Origin of the sequence: Clostridium sp. AT4 (assembly GCF_001517625.2) — a bacterium.
Classification (GTDB): Bacteria; Bacillota; Clostridia; order Lachnospirales; family Lachnospiraceae; genus Enterocloster.
On the sequence record NZ_LN999826.1, the window covers coordinates 211,655 to 236,636 of the forward strand.

Consider the following 24,982-nt stretch of genomic DNA (forward strand, 5'->3'; position numbering starts at 1 on the left):
ATCCTCCTTTTACATAATAAAAGGTTCTAAATAAAAAGGTTTTAAAAAGAACTGTTCAGAAAAATAATTATACACTCTACAGTCTATTTGTCAAGAGGGGGAAGACATGGTATAATAGAGCAAAACGCCAGGGCAGGGAGTGACAGACAGCGTATGCAGATATTAAACCAGGATATAAAGGACGGTTCATTTAAAAAGGCCTACCTTCTGTTTGGTGAAGAGGCATTTTTGAAAATGAGCTATAAGAACCGTTTAAAGGATGCAGTGACAGCTGGAGATACCATGAACTTTAACCATTACGAGGGAAAGGGAATGGATATAAATGAGATTATCGGCATTGCAGATACCATGCCTTTTTTTGCAGAGCGCAGGCTGGTGCTAATAGAGGACAGCGGCTGGTTTAAGGGCGGAGCAGGAGGAGAGGAAATGAGCGCTTATATGGAGCATATTCCCGATACCACCTGTCTTGTGTTTGTGGAAACAGAGGTGGATAAGCGCAGCAAGCTTTTTAAAGCCGTGAAAAAATACGGTTATACAGCGGAGCTTGGCCGTCAGGATGCGTCGCAGCTTGGCCGTTGGGCTGCCGGCATCCTGTCAAAAAATGGGAAAAAGATCACCGGGCGCACCATGGAGTTTTTTTTAAGCAAAACAGGGGATGATATGGAAAATATCAGCTCAGAGCTGGAAAAGCTGATCAGCTATACCCTGGGCCGTGATGTGATCACTGAGGAGGATGTGGAGGCTATCTGTACCACTCAGGTGAGCAACAAGATTTTTGACATGATTACGGCTATTGCCAACCGTCAGACGCGAAAGGCTATGGATCTTTATGAGGATCTGCTTACCTTAAAGGAGCCGCCTATGCGGATTTTATTTCTGATCGCAAGGCAGTTTAACCAGATCCTGCAGGTGAAGGAGCTGATGGGGCAGGGCATGGATAAGAGTACCATTGCTTCCAGGATGAAGCTTCAGCCCTTTGTGGCAGGGAAAATCATGCTGCAGGCAAAGACATTTTCAAGGGAACAGATCCTTTCCTATGTAAATCTTTGTGTGGATGCAGAGGAAAGCGTAAAGACAGGCCGCCTGACAGACCGTCTGGCAGTAGAACTTTTGATTGCAAAAACGTATTAAAGGAGGAAAATGGAATGGAAGAACTTCAGTTAGATGCGATTAGAAAACAGACAAAAGATGTTTTGAGGGAGCTTATGGAAACGGCAGATCTGAAGCAGGGGCAGATTCTGGTTGTGGGCTGTTCCTCCAGTGAAATCGGGAGCTTTAAGATTGGCTCTCATTCCAGCGGAGAAATCGGACAGGCGGTTTATGAAGCTCTTTATGAGGAGCTAAAACCTGCGGGCATTTATCTGGCCGCCCAGTGCTGTGAGCATTTAAACCGGGCGCTTATATTAGAGGAGGAGGCCGCGTTAAAATACGGATATGAGCCTGTCAATGTGGTTCCTCAGCTAAAAGCAGGAGGCTCCTTTGCTACGGCGGCTTATCATACCCTGGAGCATCCGGCGGCAGTGGAGCATATCCGAGCTCATGCGGGAATCGATATCGGAGATACCCTGATCGGGATGCATTTAAAGGATGTGGCAGTTCCAGTGCGGATTTTAAACAGAGAAATTGGAGGCGCCCATGTAGTTTGTGCCAGAACACGCCCTAAGTTTATCGGCGGAGAAAGAGCACGTTATGATGAAAGGAAGCTGTAAGCAAAAAAATCCCTCCGGTGGGTTAATCCGGAGGGATTTTAAATATCTCTATAAAATTAAGCCAGAGTGTTAACAGCCTTGGTCACGCGGGACACCTTGCGGGCAGCATTGTTCTTGTGATATACGCCCTTAGTGCAGGCCTTGTCGATCTCTGTGATAGCAGCCTGTAATGCAGTCTGAGCAGCAGCCTTATCTCCAGCAGCAACAGCAGCCTCTACCTTCTTGATCGCAGTCTTAACCTTGGATCTGATTGCCTTGTTTCTTGCAGCCTTAGTCTCGTTTACTAAGATTCTCTTCTTTGCAGATTTAATGTTAGCCAATGAAATACACCTCCGTTCGGTTTTCTCTTCTTAATCGTTGTGTTTTCCATCAAAGCCTGGACACGGACAGTTCAATGTAAACATACTATTACATTTTAGCGAATGATTTTGGGAATGTCAAGCGGAATTTGGTGTTTTTTTGAAGTTTTAGGGAATATTTTTTTGAAATGAGTGGAAAATAAGATGGATCGCAGTTTCTCTTTTTGCGCCGTCCCCGCAGCTGAGGGTGGATGGCCTTTGGAAATACTGCAAAATGTGGAAATTCAAATGGATCGAAGAAAAAGACAGGAGGCATAGGAATGGGAAGTTCCGAAAATAAGCAGGCTGCAGCCACATTTTCCTTTCAGATACGCACAGATCTGGCTCTGGAAGATAAAGAAAGTTTTGAAGGTGATGGGGGTGAGATCCCAGGGGTTGTATTAAAGGAAAGAACCAGAAAAGAAGGTGCGGTCAGAATGACAGAAGTGAAGATACTGAATGCTCAGGGAGCCAGAGCGATGGGAAAGCCAGAAGGAACGTATCTAACGCTGGAAGCAGATGAGCTGCAGACGCCGGATGAGGATTGTCACAGCAGAGTGGCGGATGAACTGGCCATGCAGTTGAATGAGCTGATGAAACGGGCAGGATGGGAGAAAAAGGAAAATCCGTCCCTGCTGGTGGTCGGCCTTGGAAACCAATCCGTAACACCGGATTCTTTAGGACCCCGGACTGTGGGAAATCTCAGAGTGACCGGCCATCTTCTTGCGGACAGGACAGAGAAGAAACAGCCCTATCCATGCCTTTGCGCCATTGCTCCAGGCGTTATGGCCCAGACGGGGATGGAAACGGCTCAGATTCTGCATGGGATCATAGGAGAGACATCGCCTGATCTGGTGATTGCCATTGACGCATTGGCAGCACGCAGCGTCCGCCGCCTGTGCACAACCATACAGCTTACAGATACGGGAATCCATCCGGGCTCCGGAGTAGGCAATCATCGTCACAGTCTCACAAAAGAGAGCCTGGGAGTACCGGTGATCGCTATTGGAGTGCCGACGGTGGTGGGGGCGGCTGCCATTGTGCAGGATACGATTTCAGCCCTTCTTGCGGTTTTGGAGGAAAATGAATGCGCAAAAGGCACGGGATCGTGGATACGCCAGATGGACACAGAGGGGCAGTATGAACTGATCCGGGAGCTTCTGGAGCCGGAATTTGGGCCTATGTATGTGACGCCGCCGGATATTGACCAGTCTGTTCAGCAGCTAAGTTTTACCATTTCGGAAGGTATTCACCGGGCTGTGTTTGAGCTGTGATTCCGGCGGCAGATGCTGTCATTTTTTTCTTTGTTTTGGCATACCATAGGATACAGCACTTTGGCAAGGTGTAAAAAGGACAGGCGGGACCGGGTATGGGGATGAAAAGGAACGGAAGGAGAGGGCCGGTGAGGATATGTCTCATGGGCCTTGCGGCTGCGGGGACCGTATGGGGAGCCGTCTATATGATAAAAAACAGCAGAGCCGTCCTTACGGCAGTTCCCTGGGAGCAGCAGGTTCGGATGGCCGGGGAAGAACTGGCAGAGCTTCTATGGCATCAGGCTGCGCCTTATGAGATGACGGGGAAAAATTCCAGGAACATAACGGAGCAGGACGGCAGTAATACGGATCAGGCTGTAAAGATCGCCTGGGAAGATGCAGACCCTGCTTTCAGGAATCATATGCAGGCACGTTTATTTTACAGGGAGCACCAGTATCTTGACCGGTACGGAGATGAAACAACAGGGGAGAAGCAGCATGAAGAAAGAAAAAAGGCCTCGCAGGGGAGCGTGGCTCACGGCTTAGAGGAAAGCCCCGGAGAAAGTTCCGGGGAAGCGTTAGAGGAAACCGCAGCCAGTGTTTCAGGCTCTGCCCTTTCTCTGGCAGGAAGCCTTCCTCTGCCAGTAACCGGAACACTCTATCAGCTTCAGCAGCTGGAGGATTTTGACTTTCTCATGAAGCATTTTTACAGTGTACATACCTCTACTACAGCAGGCCGTGATCTGTTTAACGGTCCGGCACTTTTAAGCCATGATGTGACATTAGATAATGAAGGGGAAGGGCCGCAGATCCTCATTTACCATACCCATTCTCAGGAGGCCTTTAAGGATTCCGGCCCTCAGGGGCAGACCATTGTGGAGGTGGGAGATTATCTGGCAGAACTTTTGACGCAGAAGGGCTACCGGGTTTACCATGACACGTCGGTTTATGATCTGCAAAGTGGCGTTCTGGATCGGAGTAAGGCCTATAATTATGCACTGGAAGGCGTAAACCGTATCCTGCAGCAGAATCCTTCCATTCAGGTAGTTCTGGATCTTCACAGGGATGGCGTTTCGGAAAATCTCCACATGGTTTCCGACATCAATGGAAAGCCCACAGCGCAGATCATGTTTTTTAACGGCCTCAGCCGTACGCCGGAGGGGAAAATTGCCTATCTTCCCAATCCTTATCTGGCAGAAAACCTTGCATTCAGCCTGAAAATGCAGCTGGGAGCACAGGCGTATTTTCCAGGATTTGCCAGAAAGATCTATTTAAAGGGACTGCGCTATAATCTCCACCTGCGGCCTAAGTCTGCTCTTATTGAAGCGGGGGCTCAGACGAATACATTTGAAGAGGTAAAAAACGCCATGGAGCCCCTGGCACAACTTTTGGATATGGTGTTGCAAGGGGAGTGAAAAAAAGGTATAATGGCAGATATATTTTAATTTGAAAGAAGACGAGGATAAAGAATGGCAACGATTGACCAGAGTAAAATACGAAATTTTTGTATCATCGCCCATATTGATCACGGCAAGTCCACCCTGGCTGACCGTATTATTGAAAAAACAGGGCTTTTAACAAGCAGAGAGATGCAGGAGCAGATCCTGGACAACATGGACCTGGAGCGGGAGAGAGGCATTACCATCAAATCTCAGGCAGTGCGTACCGTATATAAGGCAAAGGACGGGGAGGAATATATTTTTAACCTGATCGACACTCCCGGACATGTAGACTTTAATTATGAGGTTTCCCGCAGTCTGGCAGCCTGCGACGGAGCCATCCTGGTAGTGGATGCGTCCCAGGGCATTGAGGCTCAGACGCTGGCAAATGTCTATCTGGCTCTGGATCATGATCTGGACGTATTTCCGGTTATCAATAAAATCGATCTTCCAAGCGCCGACCCGGATCATGTGGAGGCGGAGATAGAGGATGTGATTGGTCTGGAGGCTCACGATGCGCCCCGTATTTCCGCGAAAACAGGACTGAATATCGAAGATGTTCTGGAGGCCATTGTGCACAAGATCCCGTCTCCCAAGGGAGATCCCGATGCTCCCCTTCAGGCGCTGATCTTTGATTCTATTTATGATTCTTACAAAGGTGTAATTATTTTCTGCCGTGTGATGGAAGGCACGGTAAAGAAGGGAACCCGTGTGCGGATGATGGCCACGGGGGCAGAGGAAGAGGTAGTAGAGGTCGGATACTTCGGCGCAGGCCAGTTTATTACCTGCGACGAGCTCAGCGCGGGAATGGTAGGCTATATTACCGCCAGTATCAAAAATGTCCGCGATACCCGTGTGGGCGATACGGTTACAGATGCCGTCCGTCCCTGTGAAAGCCCCCTTCCGGGCTATAAAAAGGTAACGCCTATGGTTTACTGCGGACTTTATCCTGCAGACGGTGCCAAATACAATGACTTAAGAGACGCCCTTGAAAAGCTTCAGCTAAATGATGCTTCGCTTTTCTATGAACCGGAGACCTCTGTGGCTCTTGGCTTTGGCTTCCGCTGCGGTTTTTTAGGCCTGCTTCATCTGGAAATCATTCAGGAGCGCTTAGAGAGGGAATATAACCTGGATCTTGTGACAACGGCTCCGGGCGTAGTATACCGGGTATATAAGACGAATGGTGAGATGATCGAGCTTACCAATCCATCCAATCTGCCGGATCCCAGTGAAATTGAATACATGGAGGAGCCTATTGTAAGCGCGGAGATCATGGTAACGACCGAATATGTGGGCTCCATTATGACTTTGTGCCAGGAGCGCCGGGGCGTATATCTGGGAATGGAATACATTGAAACCACCCGTGCCCTTTTAAAATACGAGCTTCCCTTAAATGAGATCATCTATGACTTCTTCGACGCCTTAAAGTCACGGTCCAGAGGATATGCCTCCTTTGATTATGAGTTAAAGGGCTATGAGCGGTCTGAGCTTGTGAAGCTGGATATTCTGGTAAACAGAGAGGAAGTGGACGCTCTTTCCTTTATTGTACATTCTGCCTCGGCCTATGAAAAGGGACGCAGGATGTGCGAAAAATTAAAGGAGGAGATTCCGCGCCACTTGTTTGAAATCCCCATTCAGGCAGCCATCGGTGGAAAGATAATTGCCAGAGAGACGGTAAAGGCAGTCCGTAAGGACGTGCTTGCAAAGTGCTACGGCGGCGATATTTCACGAAAGAGAAAGCTTCTTGAAAAGCAGAAGGAAGGCAAAAAGCGGATGCGCCAGATCGGAAATGTAGAGATTCCGCAGAAGGCGTTTATGAGCGTTCTGAAGCTGGATGAAGAGTAAGAGAAAAAGCGAGACAGTCACCCTATGATAAATGCAAATAAAAATACCATTGAGCTGTATATCCATATCCCGTTTTGCGTGAAAAAGTGTTTTTACTGCGATTTTCTCTCCTTTCGGGCTCTGGCTGCAGACCATGAGGCTTATGTGGATCAGCTGGTAAGAGAAATCCGGGCCAGAGGAGCCTTCTGCAGTGAGCTTACGGTATCCACGGTTTTTATCGGCGGCGGTACCCCTACGGTTATGGAACCGGAACTGATCCGGCGGATCATGGAGGCCGTAAAGGAAAACTTTACATTGGAGCCGGATGCGGAGATTACGATCGAGGCCAATCCGGGTACTCTTTTATACAACAAGCTTCCTGTGTACCATGACTGTGGCATCAACCGCGTAAGCATCGGCCTTCAGTCGGCAGATAATCAGGAGCTTAAAAACCTGGGCCGGGTTCATTCTTTTGAGGAGTTTTTAAAGAGCTATCAGAGCGCAAGAATGTCTGGCTTTACCAATATAAGCGTGGATCTTATGAGCGGGATCCCTGGCCAGACGCTTGAATCGTGGAAAAATACCTTAAAAAAGGTAACGATGCTCAAACCGGAGCATATTTCCGCATACAGCCTGATCATAGAGCAGGGAACGCCCTTCTGGGAACAGTATGGGCCGGGAATGGGCGGCTGCCGGAGAGAAAATGTCCTTCCTCTTCCGGATGAAGATACGGAAAACAGGATTTACCATCTTACAAGGGATTTTCTGGGAGAGATGGGCTATCAGCGCTATGAGATTTCAAACTATGCAAAGCCTGGAAAGGAATGCCGCCACAATATAGGCTACTGGACAGAGGTGTCCTATCTGGGACTGGGCCTGGGGGCATCTTCTTATATGGACGGCTGCCGCTTTTCCAATGAAAAGGATCTGAGGCGTTATCTGGCCCTGGATCTGGAGCATGACTGTGGGGAAGGTCTGAGAGAGCTGGCTGGGCCGGTGGAGCAGCTTTCAAGAGAGGCCCGTATGGAAGAATTTATGTTTCTGGGCCTTCGGATGACGAGAGGGGTATCGGAAATGGATTTCGTAAGACTGTTCGGAGTGAAAATGGAAACGGTCTATGGAGCGGTGATCGAACGGCTTATGGCCAATGGTCTGCTGAAAAAAGAAGGAGTATGGCTGTCACTTACAGAATGGGGCATGGATGTGAGCAATTTCGTACTCAGCGAATTTTTGTTGTCTTAGAGAAGGGAGCATATGTATGGGGAAATATATCATGGCTCTGGATGCGGGGACTACCAGCAGCCGCTGTATCCTGTTTGATCAGAACGGGGAGGTCTGCAGCCTTGCTCAGAAGGAATTTACCCAGTATTTTCCAAAACCCGGCTGGGTGGAGCATGACGCCAATGAAATCTGGTCGACTCAGCTGGGAGTGGCAGTGGAAGCTATGTCAAAGATTGGCGCCTCGGCTGGCGATATTGCTGCTATTGGCATCACCAACCAGAGGGAGACAGCCATTGTATGGGATAAGGCTACCGGAGAGCCCATTGGTCCGGCAATCGTGTGGCAGTGCCGTCGGACTGCGGCTTATTGCGACGAATTAAAGGCAAAGGGACTGACAGAACTGATACGCCAAAAGACCGGTCTGGTCATTGATGCCTATTTCTCTGCTACCAAGCTGAAATGGATCCTGGATCATGTGCCCGGAGCCAGAGAGAGGGCCGGGCGGGGAGAACTGCTTTTTGGAACCGTGGAAACCTGGCTTATCTGGAAGCTTACAAAGGGAGCCGTTCATGTGACCGATTACTCCAACGCTTCCAGGACCATGCTGTTTAATATCAATACGCTTACCTGGGATAAAGAAATCCTGGAGCTTTTTGACATACCGGAACAGATGCTCCCAAAGCCAAAGCCCTCCAGCTGTATTTACGGCATGACAGACCGGCAGTTTTTTGGAGATCCGATTCCGATAGGAGGCGCGGCGGGAGATCAGCAGGCCGCTCTTTTCGGCCAGACCTGTTTTGAGCCGGGCGATGCGAAAAATACATACGGCACAGGCTGCTTTCTCCTTATGAATACAGGAGACCGGCCGGTATTTTCAAAGAGCGGCCTTGTGACAACGATCGCGTGGGGGCTGGAGGGAAATGTAACCTATGCGTTGGAGGGGTCTATTTTTGCTGCTGGAGCAGCGATCCAGTGGCTGAGGGATGAGCTGAGGCTGATCGGATCAGCGGCAGATTCAGAATATATGGCCGAAAAGGTAAAGGATACCAATGGCTGTTATGTGGTGCCGGCTTTTACAGGTCTGGGAGCACCGCATTGGGATGCCTATGCCAGAGGCGCCATTCTGGGCCTTACCCGCGGGGTGAATCGGTATCATATTATCCGCGCGACTCTGGATTCCCTTTGTTACCAGACCAATGATGTGCTGGAAGCCATGAAGATGGATCTGGGACAGGAGGTGAAACGGCTGAAGGCAGACGGAGGGGCCAGCGCCAACAACTATCTGCTGCAGACTCAGGCAGATTTAACCGGCGTCCAGGTAGACCGCCCGGCCTGTGTGGAAACAACCGCCATGGGAGCTGCCTATCTGGCAGGTCTTGCAGTGGGATTCTGGAAAAATAAGGAAGAGATCGCCAGAGGATGGAAAGCGAACCGCAGCTTCTTCCCAAAGATTGAAGAGGAAGTCCGGTGCAGGATGCTTAAGGGCTGGCAGAAGGCGGTACGCTGTTCCTATGGCTGGGCAAAAGACGGGATTTAAGAAGTTCAGATAAAAAATTCCAGTAAAAATACAGCTGTGCAGGCTGCAAGGGATACATGAAAAAGACTTTTTCCCTTCCAGGCCAGCAGGACGGCCACGGCCAGAGCTGTGGCTCCGCCTGCTGCAGAGCGGGTGGCATAGAGGATGGCCGGAAAGGTCATGACGGAGAGCGTCACATAGGGAACATAATATAAAAAAGAACGAAGAAAGGTATTTTTGATTTCTTTTCGTATCAGTGTGAGCGGCAGCAGTCGGATCAGATAGGTCACTGCTGCCATTACTGCTATATAGACATAAATATTCCGATTCATTTAAGCTTCCTCCTTTACAGGGCAGATCAGGGCGGCTCCTCCGGCGATAACAAAGGTCAAAAGGATGATCTTAAATCCGGATGAAATGGTATTTAATACCGGGATCAGGGTAAATACAAAGCTGGCTGTCATGGAGAGCAGGACCACAGCCCGAAGGACCCTGTTTTCTCTTGCCGGAGGTACGATGATCGCCAGAAACATTCCATAGAGGGCCACGCCCAGGGCATTTAAAAGCCGTTCCGGAAGCAGACTGCCGGAGAGCGCGCCTAAAAGCGTTCCCAAAGTCCAGCCCGGCACAGCGGCGCTCATCAGCCCGTAGCTGTAAAAGGGGCTTAAGGTTCCAGGATGACAGACCGACACGCCGAAAATTTCATCCGTCACCCCATAGGCCATGAGAAAACGATGGAATAAAGGCATCTTATGATCCAGCTTCTGGGAAAGGGAGCAGGACATAAGGCAGTAGCGCAGGTTGATCACAAGCTGCACCGCGGCCATTTCCAGATAAGAGGAGCCGGCGGTTATGATGCCAAGGCCGGCAAACTGGCCGGCGCTTGTAAGATTGGTAAGGGAGATAAGCACGGACTGGAAAACAGAGAGGCCGGAGCTTACCGCCATGATGCCGAAGGTAAAGGATACAGCCAGATAGCCGAGGCCGATGGGGATGCCGTGGATCAATCCGGAATAAAACGGACGTTTCTGCTGATTCATACTCGTGTTTCCCTCCCTTATACCGATTTCCAGAGGATATCCCGGTTGACGGTCTGATAAAACAGGCGCCGGATTTCCTTCGGGTCCTTTGTTTGTCCCAGAATCCACATGGTCTTTGTCACTGCTGCCTCCAGCGTCATGTCATAGGCTTCCAGCAGGCCAAATTCCTGCTTGATATTTTTGCCTACCTCATATACAGACATATTGCTGCCCTCATTTGTGACCTGTGTGGTCATGATTACCGTTTTTCCCAGGCTGGTCCAGCGTCCCACGGCCCGATGGTAATCTCCTCCGTCATAGGAGGGAAGGCCGCCTACGCCGAAGGATTCAATGATAACAGCGTCATAGTGTTCTGCCATATAGTCAAGAAGGGAGGCGTCCATGGAAGGAATCAGCTTTAAAAGCCCCACATTGGGATTTAAATGGCAAAAAAACTGCACCGGCTCTTTTAAAAGCTCCTTGTCATCCAGATAAAAAAGGATATGCTCCTCCTGGATCGTGGCAATATAGGGAAAATTGATACTGGAAAAGGCGTTGTAGCTCTTGGTGCGCTCCTTTTTTCCGCGGGTGCCTGCGATCACCTTGCCGTCGAATACGATATTGACCCCATGTGCGTTTGGGTGAGAGGCGAAGCGAAGGCTGTCCGCAAGATTGGTTCTGGCGTCTGTGTTTTCCATATCGATAGGCTTTTGGGCTCCGGTGATCACAATGGGCTTTGCAGAATTGCGGATCAGATAGGAAAGGGCAGCGGCCGTGTAAGCCATGGTGTCTGTACCGTGGGTGATCACAAAGCCGTCATAATCTTTATAATGTTCCTCAATAGCCTTTTCAATGGTAAGCCAGTGGGAAGGCTGTATGTTGGTGCTGTCAATATTTAATACCTGGATCGAATCAATGCTGCAGAACGTCCGGCTGTCCGGGACAAAGGAAAGGATTTCTTCCGAGGAAAGAAGGGGCATTAACCCCTGGGACGTACGTTTGCAGGCAATGGTGCCTCCAGTGCCAAGAAGCAGGATGCGTTTCATAAAATATAAATCTCCTTATCAATAACCGGCCGGCCTTTAAAGCCCAAACCGGAGAGTCTGTCTGTATTCTAACGATTCTCTTACGATTTGTCAATTTTTTCATTCCCTTATTTGAATATGACAGTAAATATGATACAATAAAGATATCTTTCCTCAAAAGCGGGTACAGCCGGCTATAATGGGGAATCATATCCGTGCGGAGTGTACAGACAGCTTTCCGGCACGGCTGCAGAAAGGAGGAAAAGCAGATGACCTTATTTTGGATCGCGGCATTTATCGTGCTTACAGCGGCAGAGGCGCTTACCGTTTCCCTTACCTGTATCTGGTTTGCAGGAGGAGCGCTTGCGGGGCTTTTGGTTCAGGTCCTGGGAGGCAGTGTGAAGCTGCAGCTGGCTTTGTTTGCAGCCGTTTCCTTTGCGCTGCTCCTTCTGGTGCGGCCTCTGACGGCAGGAATCCTAAAGCCGAAGGAGACACGGACCAACACAGACGGGCTCATCGGCAGAAAAGTGGTGGTTAAGGAGACCATCGACAACGTCCGGGGAACAGGAAGCGTGTCTCTGGCCGGAGAAACCTGGCTGGCCCGTTCGCTCCATGAGGATCGGATCCTTACGCCCGGCACAGCCGCTGTGATCCGGGAGATCCGGGGCGCAAAACTATTTGTAGAACAGGAAAATGAATAAGGAGGGATTTTATGTTAGGTATGATAGGAGGTTTTATGGCGTTTATTATTGTTGCAGTTGTAATTCTGGTGATTCTTTCGTCCTGTATCCGAATTGTTCCTCAGGCACAGGCGCTGGTAGTGGAACGTCTGGGCGGCTATCTGGGGACCTACGGGGTAGGCGTCCATTTTCTGATCCCCTTTATTGACCGGGTGGCAAAGAAGGTAAACTTAAAGGAGCAGGTGGAGGACTTCCCGCCGCAGCCGGTGATCACAAAGGACAATGTTACCATGCAGATCGATACAGTGGTATTCTTCTACATTACCGATCCGAAAATGTATGCGTATGGTGTGGAGCGTCCGATCCTTGCGATTGAGAATCTGACAGCCACTACTTTAAGAAATATTATCGGTGATCTGGAGTTAGATGAAACACTGACTTCCAGAGAGACCATCAATGCCAAGATGCAGGAATCCCTGGATCTGGCGACGGATCCCTGGGGTATCAAGGTTACCCGTGTGGAGCTTAAGAACATCATTCCCCCGGCAGCCATTCAGGAGGCCATGGAGAAGCAGATGAAGGCAGAGCGTGAGCGCCGCGAGGCTATCTTAAAGGCAGAGGGCGAGAAGAAGTCCATGATCCTGGTAGCAGAGGGAAATAAGGAGTCTGCCGTTTTAAATGCAGAGGCTGAAAAAGAGGCGGCCATCCTTCGTGCTGAAGCAGAGAAGGAAAAGAAGATCAAAGAGGCTCAGGGACAGGCGGAGGCCATCCGCACCGTACAGAAGGCTACAGCAGAAGGAATCCGCTACATCCGGGAAGCAGGAGCTGATCAGACCGTGCTGCAGCTTAAGAGTCTGGAGGCCTTTGCGGCGGCTGCCAACGGCAGAGCCACCAAGATCATCATTCCTTCTGAAATCCAGGGAATTGCAGGCCTTGTAAAGTCTATTGCAGAGGTAGCAGGAGACGGAGCTGCTGAGAAGTAAGCAGATAAAGAGATAAAGTACCCGTCAACGAGGAGATAAACAAATGAGCGCGGAGCAAAAAGTCCAAAAGATAAAAGCAAATGGAATTACAGAGGGAAGTATTTTCGGACAGCTGCTGCTGTTTTTCTTCCCTATTTTATTCGGAACCTTTTTTCAGCAGCTTTATAATACGGCAGATGCCGTGGTAGTAGGCCGCTTTGTGGGAAAACAGGCTCTGGCAGCAGTAGGAGGAACCACCAGTACGCTGATCAATCTGATGGTGGGCTTCTTTGTGGGTCTGTCCAGCGGCGCTACTGTGGTCATCTCGCAGTATTACGGTGCAAAAAAGGCCGATAAGGTTCACTGGGCCGTACATACCTCAGTTGCTTTTTCGGTCATAGGAGGCGTCCTTTTTATGGCAGTGGGACTTGTGGGAGCCAGATGGGCGCTCACAGCCATGCATACGCCTGAGGATGTAATGGATCATGCAGTAACCTATATCAGGATCTATTTTCTGGGGATGGTTCCTAATCTTCTGTACAATATGGGAGCCGGCATTCTCCGTGCAGTGGGAGATTCCAGACGGCCGCTGTATTTCCTCATTGGGAGCTGTTTTGTAAACATTATCCTGGATGTGGTTTTAGTGGCAGTGCTCCGGATGGGAGTGGCCGGTGCTGCTCTGGCAACTATTTCTTCCCAGCTTTTTTCAGCGATCCTGGTAATTCTCTGCCTGACCCGCACACAGGATATGTATAAGGTAGAGTGGAGAAAGATCCGTATTGACGGCCGGATGCTCCAGAGGATCATACGCATCGGTATCCCAGCAGGAATGCAGTCTGTGATGTATAACATTTCCAACATTATTATCCAGGCCGGTGTAAATAATCTGGGAACAGACAATGTGACTGCCTGGGCAACCTACGGAAAGGTGGACGGCCTGTACTGGATGATGATCAATGCTCTGGGAATATCCGTTACTACCTTTGTTGGACAGAACTACGGAGCAAGGCGGATGGACCGGGTGAGAAAGGGAGCCGGCGCCTGTATGGTGATCGGCGTGGTGCTTACGGCCATTGTCTCGACAGCGCTGTATTTCTGGGGGTATCTGTTTATCGAGCTTTTCACCTCGGATCCTCAGGTACAGCTCATCAGCCAGAGCCTGATCCATTTTATGGTTCCCACCTTTATTACCTATATCACCATTGAGATCCTTTCCGGTACCTTAAGAGGCGTGGGTGATGCCTGGATGCCTCTCATTATTACCGGTGTAGGCGTGTGTCTGGTGCGTGTGATCTGGATTATTTTTGCACTGCCGCATTTCAATACCATTCTGGCAGCTGCCTTTTGTTATCCTATGACCTGGGCTTTAACCTCAGCGGCCTTTGCGGTGTATTATTACTTTTTCAGCAGCCTAAAGAGGGTAAACTTAAAGAAAATTTTTTTAAAGCATCAGTATAAATAGGAAAATGGCGGAAAAACTTCCTGTATCAGTAAAAAAGCAAAAGCAGGAGGTTGGCTTATGACGTCAGGAGAGGTTATTTTCAATAATGTGGAGGAAATTGTGCACTTTGTGAATCAGGCGGAAAAGATCCGCTGGGATGTGGATGTCTGTCTGGGAAGCTGTATTGTGGATGGAAAATCCCTTTTGGGGGTTATGAGCTTCGGTACAGGCAAAAAACTTAAGATAGTGATCCACAACTAAAGAAGAAAGGGAAGCAGTGCCAATGATACAGGAAATCGGTGAAGGCAGGTTTAATCCTGCCTATATGAGAAAAAATCCGCAGGAGGATGATATCCTGCTTCATTATGAATACAATAAGGTAATGCTTATCAAGGAGGGGGACGGATACCGTCTCCCTGCTTTTAGGGATTTAAAGGGAGAGGAAGATGCTGTGGAAAGCGTTTCATACCTCTTTTCTATTGATTCCAGAGGGTATTATCTGGCAGATACGTTTCAAATGCCGGAATTTGGCGGCTTTGTTATGGAGGGACTGCAGATCTTCCGCTCCTTTGAACCCATGGAGGACGGCTTTGCGGGAATTACGGGGAGCCAGATTTACCGTTGGAGAGAGAGCCGCAGGTTTTGCGGCTGCTGCGGGGGAAAAATGGCTCCGGGAGAGAAAGAGCGTTCCATGGTATGCTCTGCGTGCGGCCATACAGAATATCCCAAGATCAGTCCGGCAGTGATCGTGGCGATCCGGAATGGGGATCGGCTGCTTATGTCCAGGTATGCCAGGGGAGCTTACCGTCATTATGCTCTGATCGCAGGCTATCTGGAAATCGGAGAGACCTTTGAGGACTGTGTGAAGCGGGAAGTAATGGAAGAGGTGGGACTGAAAGTCAAAAATATCCGTTACTATAAGAGTCAGCCATGGGCTTTTTCCGATACGGTGATGATCGGCTTTGTGGCAGATCTGGACGGAGACGATACCATACGGCTCCAGGAAGAGGAACTGTCGGAGGCCGGCTGGTTTACAAGGGAGGAGATCATAGAGTATCCGCCCTATATCAGCGTAGGCCATGAGATGATGAAAGCATTTAAGGATGGAAAAATCTAATGAAAGAAAAAAAGTACATATTATTTGATCTGGATGGCACTCTGACCGATCCGAAGGAAGGAATTACAAAGGCTGTCCAGTATTCTCTGGCACATTATGGCATAGAAGAAACAAATCTGGATATGCTCTGTCCCTTTATAGGTCCGCCTTTAAGGGATAGTTACATCAATTTTTACGGTTTTTCCCAGGAAAAGGCCACAGAGGCTATTTCCGTGTATCGTGAGTATTTCTGCCGGGAGGGTTGGGCGCAGAATAAGGTGTATCCGGGAATACCAGAGCTTTTGGGAGCATTGAAAAATGCGGGAAAGAAGCTGTATGTGGCGACCTCCAAGCCGGAGCCCTTTGCAGTTCAGATCTTAGAGCATTTTGGGCTGGCTGGATTTTTTGACGGCATCGGCGGTGCTGATCTGGAGGAAACCCGCGTGAGAAAAGGTGATGTGATTTCTTATGTAAGAGAGCGCTTTGGTCTTTTAAGGGATGAAACAGGCCGTGATCTGGCGCCAGATATCGTGATGGTGGGAGACAGGGAGCATGACATCATAGGAGCTGGGGAGCAGGGGCTGGAGAGCATTGGCGTGCTCTATGGTTACGGAAGCCGCAGGGAACTGGAAGAGAGTGAGGCGGCACGGATTGCAGAGTCGGTAGAAGCGCTGAGGGCAATTCTCCTTGGTGAAATGTTATAACTTCTGTTCATAATTGCCATTCCTATTATACATTTGACAAATAAAATAATGGTTGCTATGATAAAAACTAATATATGGCACAGGGAATTTTCAGACAAATCCTGCTTCTGGCAGGGATGGGAAATGACCGGCTGATATGGAGGAATAAGATATGATGGATGACAGAATCGTGTTGTCGCTTCTGGTAGACAATACGGCCGGCGTTCTGGCCCGTGTAGCAGGCCTGTTCAGCCGCCGGGGCTACAACATTGAGAGCCTGACCGTAGGCGTCACTGCAGATCCGAGATATTCCAGGATGACCGTTGTTTCTCTGGGAGACCAGACGGTTCTTGAGCAGATCAAGAACCAGCTGGACAAGCTGGAGGACGTAAGAGACATTAAGGAATTAAAGCCGGATCGTTCCGTATACAGAGAACTGATGATGGTTAAGGTAAGGGCAAGCGCTCAGGATCGCCAGGCCATCAGTGCGATTTCCAATATTTTCCGTGCAACCATCGTAGATGTGGGAAGGGATTCCCTGACGGTCATGCTGACAGGAGACCAGTCAAAGCTGGATGCCCTTATCAATCTGTTAGAGGATTACGAGATTCTGGAGCTGGCCCGTACCGGACTGACCGGACTGGAGCGGGGAAGCGAAGATATCCGATACCTGCCATAAAATACAACGTCTCAAGGAGGATATTTATATGTCAAAGATCTATTATCAGGAAGATTGTAATTTATCCATGCTGGATGGACAGACCATTGCCATCATCGGTTACGGCAGCCAGGGTCATGCCCATGCGCTGAACTTAAAGGAATCCGGGTGCAATGTGATCGTAGGCCTGTATGAGGGAAGCCGTTCCTGGAAGAGAGCCCAGGAGCAGGGCTTTGAGGTTTATACAGCGGCAGAGGCTGCAAAAAGGGCAGATGTGATCATGATCCTGATCAATGATGAGCTTCAGGCGGACATGTATAAGAAGGACATTGAGCCAAACTTAAAGGACGGCGCTATGCTGATGTTTGCCCACGGCTTTAATATCCACTTTGGTTGCATTAAGCCGCCTAAGAATGTAGACGTTACCATGATCGCTCCCAAGGCTCCGGGTCATACCGTGCGCAGTGAGTATCAGGCAGGAAAGGGAACTCCCTGTCTGGTGGCAGTAGAGCAGGACTACACAGGAAAAGCTTTAGACCGCGCTCTTGCATACGGCCTTGCCATTGGCGGTGCCAGAGCAGGACTTTTAGAGACTACCTTCCGCACAGAGACAGAGACAGACCTTTTCGGAGAACAGGCAGTCCTCTGCGGCGGCGTATGCGCTCTGATGCAGGCAGGCTTTGAAACTCTGGTAGAGGCAGGATATGATCCCAAGAACGCATATTTTGAGTGTATCCATGAGATGAAGCTGATCGTAGATCTGATCTATCAGTCCGGCTTTGCAGGAATGCGCTATTCCATTTCCAATACGGCAGAGTATGGCGACTACATCACTGGACCGAAGATCATTACAGAAGATACAAAGAAGGCTATGAAGAAGATCCTCACAGATATCCAGGACGGAACCTTCGCAAAGGACTTCCTGCTTGATATGTCTCCCGCAGGCCGTCAGGTACACTTTAAGGCAATGAGAAAACTGGCTTCCGAGCATCCGTCTGAGAAAGTTGGCGAAGAGATCAGAAAGCTTTACAGCTGGAACAATGAAGAAGATAAGCTGATCAACAACTAATAACACATCAATTAGAAAACGGAGCAGACATCCCAAAAGAGGGAACCGTCAAACAGACGGCCTCTTTTGGGATTTTTTGGAATTTAAAGAGTTCATCCGCCTTTGAAGCCTTTCTGGCAACCGGAGGAACAGAGGAAGAATGTGTTGGGAGCAGAGTATGAGAGGATTGTAAATGAGGCAGTCATTGCTCAGATCACGCAGAAAGAGCAGGAAACAGGAGTGGAATTTGTGATCAAATAGCCCAAAATACAGCTGTCGGAAAACGTACATTTCTCCGGCAGCTGTTATGCTTAATAAAGAAATTCCAGAAATATTTTTAAAGCCATGGCCTGATTATTGGAATGGTAGGCAAAGCCGATGGTTCTTCGATGGATGGCATTTTTCAGAGGAACTTCCACTAAAGTTCCGTTGTCAAGCTCCTTTTGTACCAGTTCCCGTATGACACAGGCTACACCCAGACCGATCTTTGCAAATTCGATCAGCAGATCCATAGTTGTAACCTCCAGAATCTGATGGGGAATAATGGAATATTCTTCCAGATACTGATCCACATGGATCCGGGTCATGTTGCTCTGATCCAAAAGCATGATATTTCCCGTTTCAAAGATATCCGCATCCTTTCCTTCCCGCAGATAGAGATTTTCCAGGTAAGAAGGCGTAGTGACAAAGGTATCCTGAATATCCATAACGGGAATAAAGGTCAGATCCCTGTGAGAAGCCGGTTCTGCGATCAGGCCCAGATCCAGCTTGTGCTGTTCCAGACCGGCGATGGTCTGAGCAGTAGACTGGCCTTCAATGGAAATCCTCATGTGTGGGTATTGGTCGATAAAGGTCTTCAGATAAGGAAGGAGCACATATTTACAAAGGGTATTGCTGACGCCGATGCGGAGATGGCCGATGTCAAACTCCTGGATCCGCTTTAATTCCTGTTCTCCTCTGGTCAGGGCCTCAAAGGCTTCCTTTGCATATTCAAAAAGGACCTGCCCTTCTGCTGTCAGCTGCACGCCTCTGGAGCTGCGGGTGAAAAGCGAGATACCGATGCTGTCTTCCAGCTTGCTGATGGCTTTGCTGATGGCAGGCTGGCTGATATAGAGTTCCTTGGCAGCTTTTGAAATGTTTCCTGCTTTGGCTACCTCGTAAAAGATTTTATACTGTGAAAGGTTCTGTTCCATGGTAAATACTCCTGTATAACATTTTTTCATATACACCATTCATATTATGTATTTTTATTATAGCAACAGATATGATAGAATGTAAAGCACAGATTAAAAACAGATGGGGCTAAATGAAAAGCCCCCTGGTGAGGAGGATGAAGCAATGGGAATGACCATGACCCAGAAGATATTAGCCGCTCATGCGGGACTTGCAGAGGTGAAAGCGGGACAGCTGATCGAAGCGGAGCTGGATTTGGTGCTTGGAAATGACATCACCTCTCCGGTTGCCATCAATGAGATGAAAAAGATGAACTGTCAGACGGTTTTTGATAAAGATAAAATTGCCCTTGTAATGGATCACTTTATTCCGAACAAGGATATTAAATCAGCAGAAAACTGCAAATGCTGCAGAGAGTTTGCCTGCCGCCATGAGATCAGCAACTATTTTGATGTGGGTGATATGGGAATCGAACACGCACTTTTGCCGGAAAAAGGTCTGGTTGTGGCTGGTGATGCGGTGATCGGAGCGGACTCCCATACCTGCACCTACGGAGCGTTGGGAGCTTTTTCTACGGGAGTGGGGAGCACGGATATGGCGGCAGGAATGGTAACGGGAAAGGCCTGGTTTAAGGTGCCTTCTGCCATCCGCTTTGAGCTGGTTGGAAAGCCCTCCAAATGGGTATCAGGCAAGGATGTGATCTTACATATCATCGGCATGATCGGTGTGGACGGTGCCCTGTACCGCTCCATGGAATTTACGGGAGAGGGCATTAAGAATCTGTCCATGGATGACCGCTTTACCATCTGCAATATGGCCATTGAGGCCGGTGGAAAGAACGGTATTTTCCCTGTGGATGAGACTGCTCTCCAGTATATGAAGGAGCATTCCAAACGGGAATTTACGGTATATGAGGCGGATGAGGATGCGGAGTATGATGAGACCTATGTGATCGATCTATCCCGGTTAAAGCCAACGGTATCATTTCCCCACCTTCCCTCCAATACCAGAACCATCGATCAGGTAGGCGAGGTGAAGATCGATCAGGCAGTGATCGGCTCCTGTACCAATGGACGGATTGATGATATCCGGGCGGCAGCTGAGATCTTAAAGGGAAAGAAGGTTGCAAAGGGTGTGCGCTGTATTGTGATCCCTGCGACGCAGGCCATCTATCTGCAGGCCATGAGAGAAGGGCTGCTTGAAATATTTATTGAGGCCGGGGCAGTGGTAAGCACTCCCACCTGCGGCCCCTGCCTGGGCGGTTATATGGGCATTCTGGCGGCCGGTGAAAGATGTATTTCCACTACAAACCGCAATTTCGTTGGCCGTATGGGCCATGTGGATTCAGAAGTATATCTGGCAAGCCCGGCGGTAGCCGCAGCCAGCGCCGTGGCAGGAAAGATTACGGCTCCCGAAGCAGTGATGTAAGGCTGCCGGGACGATCTGGTTTTACAGTCCTAAAAAAGAAGGGAGATTACCATGAAAGTATGCGGACATGTTTTTAAATACGGCGATAATGTAGATACGGATGTAATTATTCCGGCTCGTTACTTAAATGCCACAAAGGGCGAGGAGCTGGCGAAGCACTGTATGGAGGATATTGACCGTGAATTTGTAAATAAGGTGCAGCCGGGGGATATTATTGTGGCAGAGAAGAACTTTGGCTGCGGATCATCCAGGGAGCACGCACCCCTGGCCATCAAATGTGCCGGGGTCAGCTGTGTGATCGCAGAGACCTTTGCCAGGATTTTTTACCGCAATTCCATCAATATCGGCCTGCCCATTATCGAGTGTCCTCAGGCGGCAAAGGCCATCAGTGCAGGAGATAAGGTAGAGGTGGATTTTGACAGTGGCGTGATCACCAATATCACCAGAGGCGAGGTCTATAAAGGCCAGTCTTTCCCGCCCTTTATGCAGGATATCATACAGGCAGGCGGACTGGTTGCGTATATTAACGCAAAGTAGCCATTTCTTTTGCAAGCCTTAAAAATTCCGCCATTTCCCGGGTGACCCATTTATCCCGGTGATAGACGATCTGGCGCCAGATCTGGATGTGAAAGTCCCTGGCAGTAAGGATACAGAGGCGGCCTTCCTTTACCGCCTGCCGGATGGTAAATTCCGGGAGAAAGGAGATTCCCTGATTCTGCTGTAAAAATTTAAGGATAAAGTCTGTGTTTCCTGTTTCCAGAAAGGGATGCAGCCGTTTGTATTCAGATGCCAGATACTGGTCCAGTATGAACCGGTAGCTGGCATTTTTTTCTGTAAGGACAAAGGGGTAGGAGAGAATTTCATCTAAGGAAAGCTCTCCTTTTTTTGCACTTAAGGGGTGGTCTGCAGAGGCGGCAAAAAGGATCTGCTCCGGCTGCTCCATGACCTTTTCCCATTTGGGATCGTAGATCCGTTTATCCAGAAAATAGACAATGTCAATTACATTGGCATTCATCTGCTCTAACAGGCGGTCCGGGGAGTCTGTGATAATATTTACGTTTACCTTCGGGTGCAGTCTGTGGTATTCGGTCAGAAGATCCGGGAAAATGGAGCTGCAGATGGATTCAATGGTTCCAAGGCACAGCTGCCCGGTGAGCTCCGTGGGATTTGCCATAGCGTCTTTGGCCTGAGCCAGATCCCGCATGATGGCAGAGGCGTATTCATAGAAAACCTGTCCCTGATGGGTCAGGGTGGTCTGCTTTCCAATGCGGTCAAAGAGATGGACTCCCAGCTCCTGTTCCAGCTGCTTGATCTGAATGGTGACAGCTGCCTGAGAGTATCCCAGCTGCCTGGCGGCTTTTGAAAAACTCTGAAGTTTGGCTGCCTGTAAAAATGTGACGATTTCCCGAAATTCCATACCGATTCCTTCTTTAATTAAAAATATTTTAATCATATATTTAAAATGTTAAAATTTACAAAAATATATGGATATGATACAGTAAAATTAAAGAGAATGCAAGAGGTTAGATTTCCCATTTGGCAGTATGGCTGTAAAATGTGGAAACTCAGAACGGTTTAACTTCAGGAGGAAGGGGCACATGGAGAAGAGGGATGCAAAATATGCAGCGTATGTTCAGACATTAAAGGAGGAATTGGTTCCGGCAATGGGATGCACGGAGCCGATTGCCCTTGCTTATGGAGCTGCCAGGGCCAGAGTGGTGCTGGGGGAAATGCCGGACCGGGTGGTTGTAGGAGCCAGCGGCAGCATTATTAAAAATGTGAAATCTGTAATTGTGCCGAATACAGACCATTTAAAGGGCATTCCGGCAGCTGCGGCGGCAGGGATTGTGGCAGGAGATGCAGATAAGGAGTTAGAGGTAATTGCCAGTGTAAGCAGCGAGCAGACTGCGCAGATGAAGGAATTTATGGAGCAGGTTCCCATTACAGTAGAGCATATTGACAATGGGATCACCTTTGATATTGTGATTACCCTTTATAAGGGCGTTTCCTATGCCAGAGTGCGGATCGCCAATTACCATACCAATATTGTTCTGGTAGAGAAAAACGGAGAGATTCTGGAAAAGAAGCCGGTAGCCGGAGAATCTGAGGAGGGGCTTACGGACCGGAGCCTTTTGAATATGAAGGACATTCTGGATTTTGCCCGGACTGTGGACATCGAGGATGTAAGAGAGGTGCTGGAGCGCCAGATTGATTATAACTGGGCCATCGCAGAAGAGGGGATCCGGGGAAATTACGGAGCCAATATCGGAAGCGTTCTTTTGGATATGGAAGGAGAAAGCGTCCGTGTCCGGGCAAAGGCTATGGCGGCGGCGGGGTCTGACGCCAGAATGAATGGCTGTGAGCTGCCTGTGATCATCAATTCCGGCAGCGGCAATCAGGGGATTACGGCATCCGTTCCCGTAATTGTATATGCGAAAGATATGAAGGTAAGCCATGAAACCCTGCTGCGGGCGCTGACCCTTTCCAACCTGACGGCCATCCACCAGAAAACAGCCATCGGAAGGCTTTCTGCCTACTGCGGTGCTGTCAGTGCGGGAGCGGGAGCAGGGGCAGGAATCGCTTATCTCCATGGCGGAGATTACAAAGAAATCGTACATACGGTGGTAAATGCCCTTGCCATTGTGTCCGGAATTGTCTGCGACGGAGCGAAGGCTTCCTGCGCGGCAAAGATTGCTTCTGCGGTAGATGCAGGCATTTTGGGATATCAGATGTATATCCGCGGCCAGCAGTTTTACGGCGGTGACGGCATTGTCACAAAGGGAGTAGAGGAAACGCTTAAAAATGTGGGCCGCCTGGGAAAAGAAGGAATGAAGGCTACGAATGAAGAAATCATCCGGATCATGATCGGAGAATAAAATCAGGAAATAAAAAAGGCTCTGCATACGCTGTGAAAGCAGATCACAGCGTAAGGCAGAGCTTTTTTGCGGAAACAATCAGTCATTATCCGGCAGAAGCTTGATCGTTACCATGATAAATTTGACAAATTCTCCTTCTTTTAATTCAATATCATCTGCATGGCTGCAGGGCGGGATGTCGCAGGTGTCCTCCAGCTCTACGGTGATCCAGTCTCTGGCCGCATCTCTTGCATTTTCTACTGCGTCCTCCAGATCGGGTCCGTCGGCTTCGCAGCATTCCAGATCTGGGAAATATGCGTGAAAGCCTTTATCCTCTTTGTGAGGGGTAAAAACAGCAGGATATGTAAATGTCATTGAAAAATACCTCCGGTTTGTGATAAAACGTATTATAGCGCGGTTCTGGTTATTTGTACAGAACAGAAAGGAATGAAAAATAAAATTATGAAGCTGCGTGTAATATCATTTATCAAAAGGGAAACGATCCTGACCGTTTCCTTTTTCCTTGCCCTCTTATCCTGTTTTCTGGTAAAGCCGGACAGGGAGTATCTGGGGTATTTTACTTCTAATATGGGAACGATGATCATTCTGTTCTGCCTGATGGCAGTGGTAGCGGGTCTTGGAAGCCTGGGCGTGTTCCGGTATCTGGGAGAGCGGCTTTTGGAACGGATCCGGTCTCAGGGAGGGATCATGCTTCTTCTGGTGTTTTTGTGTTTTTTTGGCAGTATGCTTATTACCAATGATGTGGCGCTGATCACCTTTGTTCCCTTTGGGATCATGATCCTTGAAATGGCGGCCATGAGAGAAAAAATCTGCTGTACGGTTACGCTGATGACAATCGGAGCCAATCTGGGCAGTATGTTTACCCCTATGGGAAATCCGCAGAATCTTTACCTGTATGGCTTATCCGGCATGAAGCTGCTGGAATTTCTTTTCCTGATGCTTCCGCTTACGGCGGCTGCGGCTCTTCTTTTGGCTCTCAGTGTGGTATTTTATTCAAAGAAAGGGAAAATTAAGCTTCAGATGGAAGAAAAGACGGAAAGGCCGGATCTGGTGCGGACGGCTTTTTATGTGTTTTTATTCCTGCTCTGCCTTCAGACGGTAAACGGAACACTTCCGGCAGAGATACTTCTGATCCTTATACTGGCAGCTGTGGCGGCAGGCGATAAACGGTTGTTTGCAAAGGTGGACTATTCCCTTTTGCTGACCTTTTTATGCTTCTTTGTGTTTATTGGAAATATAAACCGGTTTGGCCCTTTTCGCGAACTGGCGGTAAGAGTGATCTCAGGTCATGAGCTGGCAGCCTCTGTCATAATGAGCCAGGTAATCAGCAATGTGCCGGCAGCTCTGCTTTTGTCCAATTTTACGCAGCAATGGGAGCTTTTAATTGTGGGGACGAATCTGGGCGGCTTGGGAACGCTGATCGCTTCTATGGCAAGTCTGATCTCCTATAAGCAGATTGCTGCCCGATATCCGGAAAAGAAAACGGCGTATCTGAGGACGTTTACATTCTGGAATGTGATCTTTCTGGCTGCTTTGTGGATCATGGCTTCCGTTTTGTGACTGCATTATGGATAAAAACGGCAAAAGAAAAAT

At 48.9% G+C, this 24,982-nt stretch carries 26 protein-coding genes; 19 read left to right on the forward strand and 7 right to left on the reverse strand.

Annotated elements, in window-relative coordinates; all coding sequences use genetic code 11:
- The first annotated feature begins 153 nt into the window (after positions 1–153).
- Complete coding sequence (gene holA / locus BN3656_RS02890) at positions 154–1,131, forward strand: DNA polymerase III subunit delta (RefSeq protein ID WP_066543897.1); 978 nt, start codon at positions 154–156, stop codon at positions 1,129–1,131.
- Positions 1,132–1,145: 14 nt separating this feature from the next.
- Positions 1,146–1,709 (forward strand): TIGR01440 family protein, encoded by a 564-nt coding sequence (locus tag BN3656_RS02895; protein WP_066543899.1) that lies wholly within the window; start codon positions 1,146–1,148, stop codon positions 1,707–1,709.
- A gap of 56 nt (positions 1,710–1,765) precedes the next feature.
- Here the strand turns inward: BN3656_RS02895 and rpsT are convergent, their stop codons facing one another.
- Positions 1,766–2,029 carry a 30S ribosomal protein S20 gene (gene rpsT / locus BN3656_RS02900; RefSeq protein ID WP_066543900.1) on the reverse strand — a complete coding sequence of 88 codons (264 nt, stop codon included), beginning with the start codon at positions 2,027–2,029 and terminating at the stop codon, positions 1,766–1,768.
- Between the two features lie 299 nt (positions 2,030–2,328).
- Here rpsT and gpr point away from each other — a divergent pair, with 299 nt between their 5' ends.
- From gpr to glpK, 5 genes are all read left to right on the forward strand, one after another.
- Positions 2,329–3,321 (forward strand): GPR endopeptidase, encoded by a 993-nt coding sequence (gpr, locus tag BN3656_RS02905; protein ID WP_066543901.1) that lies wholly within the window; start codon positions 2,329–2,331, stop codon positions 3,319–3,321.
- A 95-nt stretch (positions 3,322–3,416) separates the two neighbouring features.
- Positions 3,417–4,715, forward strand: coding sequence for a stage II sporulation protein P (locus BN3656_RS02910; protein ID WP_331467940.1), 1,299 nt, complete (start codon positions 3,417–3,419; stop codon positions 4,713–4,715).
- 54 nt (positions 4,716–4,769) lie between these two features.
- Positions 4,770–6,584: a translation elongation factor 4 gene (gene lepA, locus BN3656_RS02915; RefSeq protein ID WP_066543908.1), complete on the forward strand. Its 1,815-nt coding sequence runs from the start codon at positions 4,770–4,772 to the stop codon at positions 6,582–6,584.
- A gap of 24 nt (positions 6,585–6,608) precedes the next feature.
- Positions 6,609–7,805, forward strand: a complete 1,197-nt coding sequence (hemW, locus tag BN3656_RS02920; RefSeq protein ID WP_066543910.1) for a radical SAM family heme chaperone HemW — start codon at positions 6,609–6,611, stop codon at positions 7,803–7,805.
- Between the two features lie 16 nt (positions 7,806–7,821).
- Positions 7,822–9,321 (forward strand): glycerol kinase GlpK, encoded by a 1,500-nt coding sequence (gene glpK, locus BN3656_RS02925; protein WP_066543912.1) that lies wholly within the window; start codon positions 7,822–7,824, stop codon positions 9,319–9,321.
- Between the two features lie 5 nt (positions 9,322–9,326).
- Here the strand turns inward: glpK and BN3656_RS02930 are convergent, their stop codons facing one another.
- Genes BN3656_RS02930 through BN3656_RS02940 form a run of 3 tightly spaced genes read right to left on the reverse strand, consistent with a single transcriptional unit; the run spans position 9,327 to position 11,365 of the window.
- The gene (locus BN3656_RS02930; protein WP_066543914.1) at positions 9,327–9,632 is read right to left on the reverse strand and encodes an AzlD domain-containing protein; all 306 of its coding nucleotides are present in this window, start codon (positions 9,630–9,632) and stop codon (positions 9,327–9,329) included.
- Positions 9,633–10,340: an AzlC family ABC transporter permease gene (locus tag BN3656_RS02935; protein ID WP_066543916.1), complete on the reverse strand. Its 708-nt coding sequence runs from the start codon at positions 10,338–10,340 to the stop codon at positions 9,633–9,635.
- Positions 10,341–10,357: 17 nt separating this feature from the next.
- Entirely contained in the window at positions 10,358–11,365 is a 1,008-nt protein-coding gene (locus BN3656_RS02940; RefSeq protein WP_066543918.1) for an asparaginase, read from the reverse strand.
- Between the two features lie 248 nt (positions 11,366–11,613).
- Between BN3656_RS02940 and BN3656_RS02945 the strand changes: the two genes are divergently transcribed.
- From BN3656_RS02945 to ilvC, 8 genes are all read left to right on the forward strand, one after another.
- Positions 11,614–12,045, forward strand: a complete 432-nt coding sequence (locus BN3656_RS02945; RefSeq protein WP_066544038.1) for an NfeD family protein — start codon at positions 11,614–11,616, stop codon at positions 12,043–12,045.
- An 11-nt stretch (positions 12,046–12,056) separates the two neighbouring features.
- Positions 12,057–13,007 carry a stomatin-like protein gene (locus BN3656_RS02950; protein WP_066543919.1) on the forward strand — a complete coding sequence of 317 codons (951 nt, stop codon included), beginning with the start codon at positions 12,057–12,059 and terminating at the stop codon, positions 13,005–13,007.
- A gap of 43 nt (positions 13,008–13,050) precedes the next feature.
- Complete coding sequence (locus BN3656_RS02955) at positions 13,051–14,448, forward strand: MATE family efflux transporter (RefSeq protein WP_066543921.1); 1,398 nt, start codon at positions 13,051–13,053, stop codon at positions 14,446–14,448.
- A gap of 57 nt (positions 14,449–14,505) precedes the next feature.
- Positions 14,506–14,688: an HPr family phosphocarrier protein gene (locus BN3656_RS02960; protein WP_066543926.1), complete on the forward strand. Its 183-nt coding sequence runs from the start codon at positions 14,506–14,508 to the stop codon at positions 14,686–14,688.
- Between the two features lie 22 nt (positions 14,689–14,710).
- Positions 14,711–15,544 (forward strand): NAD(+) diphosphatase, encoded by an 834-nt coding sequence (nudC, locus tag BN3656_RS02965; protein ID WP_066543927.1) that lies wholly within the window; start codon positions 14,711–14,713, stop codon positions 15,542–15,544.
- Positions 15,544–16,227, forward strand: a complete 684-nt coding sequence (locus BN3656_RS02970; RefSeq protein ID WP_066543929.1) for an HAD hydrolase-like protein — start codon at positions 15,544–15,546, stop codon at positions 16,225–16,227. The genes nudC and BN3656_RS02970 overlap by 1 nt, the downstream gene beginning before the upstream one ends.
- Positions 16,228–16,381: 154 nt before the next feature.
- Positions 16,382–16,885 (forward strand): acetolactate synthase small subunit, encoded by a 504-nt coding sequence (gene ilvN, locus BN3656_RS02975; RefSeq protein ID WP_066544039.1) that lies wholly within the window; start codon positions 16,382–16,384, stop codon positions 16,883–16,885.
- 28 nt (positions 16,886–16,913) lie between these two features.
- Positions 16,914–17,933, forward strand: a complete 1,020-nt coding sequence (gene ilvC, locus BN3656_RS02980; RefSeq protein ID WP_066543932.1) for a ketol-acid reductoisomerase — start codon at positions 16,914–16,916, stop codon at positions 17,931–17,933.
- A gap of 290 nt (positions 17,934–18,223) precedes the next feature.
- On the opposite strand, the gene BN3656_RS02985 is transcribed toward ilvC, so the two are convergent.
- Entirely contained in the window at positions 18,224–19,105 is an 882-nt protein-coding gene (locus tag BN3656_RS02985) for a LysR family transcriptional regulator (protein WP_066543933.1), read from the reverse strand.
- A gap of 145 nt (positions 19,106–19,250) precedes the next feature.
- Between BN3656_RS02985 and leuC the strand changes: the two genes are divergently transcribed.
- On the forward strand, positions 19,251–20,513 hold the full coding sequence (gene leuC, locus BN3656_RS02990; RefSeq protein ID WP_066543935.1) for a 3-isopropylmalate dehydratase large subunit: 1,263 nt from the start codon (positions 19,251–19,253) through the stop codon (positions 20,511–20,513).
- Between the two features lie 51 nt (positions 20,514–20,564).
- Positions 20,565–21,050 carry a 3-isopropylmalate dehydratase small subunit gene (gene leuD / locus BN3656_RS02995; RefSeq protein ID WP_066543937.1) on the forward strand — a complete coding sequence of 162 codons (486 nt, stop codon included), beginning with the start codon at positions 20,565–20,567 and terminating at the stop codon, positions 21,048–21,050.
- Here the strand turns inward: leuD and BN3656_RS03000 are convergent.
- Positions 21,037–21,930 carry a LysR family transcriptional regulator gene (locus BN3656_RS03000; protein ID WP_066543939.1) on the reverse strand — a complete coding sequence of 298 codons (894 nt, stop codon included), beginning with the start codon at positions 21,928–21,930 and terminating at the stop codon, positions 21,037–21,039. The two genes, leuD and BN3656_RS03000, sit on opposite strands and share 14 nt — an antisense overlap.
- 181 nt (positions 21,931–22,111) lie before the next feature.
- On the opposite strand from BN3656_RS03000, the gene BN3656_RS03005 reads away from it, so the two are divergent.
- Positions 22,112–23,389 carry an L-serine ammonia-lyase, iron-sulfur-dependent, subunit alpha gene (locus BN3656_RS03005; protein WP_066543941.1) on the forward strand — a complete coding sequence of 426 codons (1,278 nt, stop codon included), beginning with the start codon at positions 22,112–22,114 and terminating at the stop codon, positions 23,387–23,389.
- A gap of 78 nt (positions 23,390–23,467) precedes the next feature.
- On the opposite strand, the gene BN3656_RS03010 is transcribed toward BN3656_RS03005, so the two are convergent.
- Positions 23,468–23,743: a type II toxin-antitoxin system HicB family antitoxin gene (locus BN3656_RS03010; protein WP_066543943.1), complete on the reverse strand. Its 276-nt coding sequence runs from the start codon at positions 23,741–23,743 to the stop codon at positions 23,468–23,470.
- A 72-nt stretch (positions 23,744–23,815) separates the two neighbouring features.
- Between BN3656_RS03010 and BN3656_RS03015 the strand changes: the two genes are divergently transcribed.
- Positions 23,816–24,949: an SLC13 family permease gene (locus BN3656_RS03015; RefSeq protein WP_242962924.1), complete on the forward strand. Its 1,134-nt coding sequence runs from the start codon at positions 23,816–23,818 to the stop codon at positions 24,947–24,949.
- Positions 24,950–24,982: the final 33 nt, after the last annotated feature.

What these genes read in the sequence shown, in the direction of transcription:
- BN3656_RS02935 (WP_066543916.1), bottom strand. Translation starts at nt 10,340, where the DNA reads ATGAATCAGCAGAAACGTCCGTTTTATTCCGGATTGATCCACGGCATC.
- holA (WP_066543897.1), top strand. Translation starts at nt 154, where the DNA reads ATGCAGATATTAAACCAGGATATAAAGGACGGTTCATTTAAAAAGGCC.
- glpK (WP_066543912.1), top strand. Translation starts at nt 7,822, where the DNA reads ATGGGGAAATATATCATGGCTCTGGATGCGGGGACTACCAGCAGCCGC.
- BN3656_RS02940 (WP_066543918.1), bottom strand. Translation starts at nt 11,365, where the DNA reads ATGAAACGCATCCTGCTTCTTGGCACTGGAGGCACCATTGCCTGCAAA.
- BN3656_RS02910 (WP_331467940.1), top strand. Translation starts at nt 3,417, where the DNA reads ATGGGGATGAAAAGGAACGGAAGGAGAGGGCCGGTGAGGATATGTCTC.
- BN3656_RS02970 (WP_066543929.1), top strand. Translation starts at nt 15,544, where the DNA reads ATGAAAGAAAAAAAGTACATATTATTTGATCTGGATGGCACTCTGACC.
- BN3656_RS02945 (WP_066544038.1), top strand. Translation starts at nt 11,614, where the DNA reads ATGACCTTATTTTGGATCGCGGCATTTATCGTGCTTACAGCGGCAGAG.
- BN3656_RS03000 (WP_066543939.1), bottom strand. Translation starts at nt 21,930, where the DNA reads ATGGAATTTCGGGAAATCGTCACATTTTTACAGGCAGCCAAACTTCAG.
- BN3656_RS02895 (WP_066543899.1), top strand. Translation starts at nt 1,146, where the DNA reads ATGGAAGAACTTCAGTTAGATGCGATTAGAAAACAGACAAAAGATGTT.
- ilvC (WP_066543932.1), top strand. Translation starts at nt 16,914, where the DNA reads ATGTCAAAGATCTATTATCAGGAAGATTGTAATTTATCCATGCTGGAT.
- BN3656_RS02955 (WP_066543921.1), top strand. Translation starts at nt 13,051, where the DNA reads ATGAGCGCGGAGCAAAAAGTCCAAAAGATAAAAGCAAATGGAATTACA.
- ilvN (WP_066544039.1), top strand. Translation starts at nt 16,382, where the DNA reads ATGGATGACAGAATCGTGTTGTCGCTTCTGGTAGACAATACGGCCGGC.
- BN3656_RS02950 (WP_066543919.1), top strand. Translation starts at nt 12,057, where the DNA reads ATGTTAGGTATGATAGGAGGTTTTATGGCGTTTATTATTGTTGCAGTT.
- BN3656_RS03010 (WP_066543943.1), bottom strand. Translation starts at nt 23,743, where the DNA reads ATGACATTTACATATCCTGCTGTTTTTACCCCTCACAAAGAGGATAAA.
- hemW (WP_066543910.1), top strand. Translation starts at nt 6,609, where the DNA reads ATGATAAATGCAAATAAAAATACCATTGAGCTGTATATCCATATCCCG.
- BN3656_RS02930 (WP_066543914.1), bottom strand. Translation starts at nt 9,632, where the DNA reads ATGAATCGGAATATTTATGTCTATATAGCAGTAATGGCAGCAGTGACC.
- BN3656_RS02960 (WP_066543926.1), top strand. Translation starts at nt 14,506, where the DNA reads ATGACGTCAGGAGAGGTTATTTTCAATAATGTGGAGGAAATTGTGCAC.
- BN3656_RS03005 (WP_066543941.1), top strand. Translation starts at nt 22,112, where the DNA reads ATGGAGAAGAGGGATGCAAAATATGCAGCGTATGTTCAGACATTAAAG.
- lepA (WP_066543908.1), top strand. Translation starts at nt 4,770, where the DNA reads ATGGCAACGATTGACCAGAGTAAAATACGAAATTTTTGTATCATCGCC.
- leuD (WP_066543937.1), top strand. Translation starts at nt 20,565, where the DNA reads ATGAAAGTATGCGGACATGTTTTTAAATACGGCGATAATGTAGATACG.
- gpr (WP_066543901.1), top strand. Translation starts at nt 2,329, where the DNA reads ATGGGAAGTTCCGAAAATAAGCAGGCTGCAGCCACATTTTCCTTTCAG.
- BN3656_RS02985 (WP_066543933.1), bottom strand. Translation starts at nt 19,105, where the DNA reads ATGGAACAGAACCTTTCACAGTATAAAATCTTTTACGAGGTAGCCAAA.
- BN3656_RS03015 (WP_242962924.1), top strand. Translation starts at nt 23,816, where the DNA reads ATGAAAAATAAAATTATGAAGCTGCGTGTAATATCATTTATCAAAAGG.
- nudC (WP_066543927.1), top strand. Translation starts at nt 14,711, where the DNA reads ATGATACAGGAAATCGGTGAAGGCAGGTTTAATCCTGCCTATATGAGA.
- leuC (WP_066543935.1), top strand. Translation starts at nt 19,251, where the DNA reads ATGGGAATGACCATGACCCAGAAGATATTAGCCGCTCATGCGGGACTT.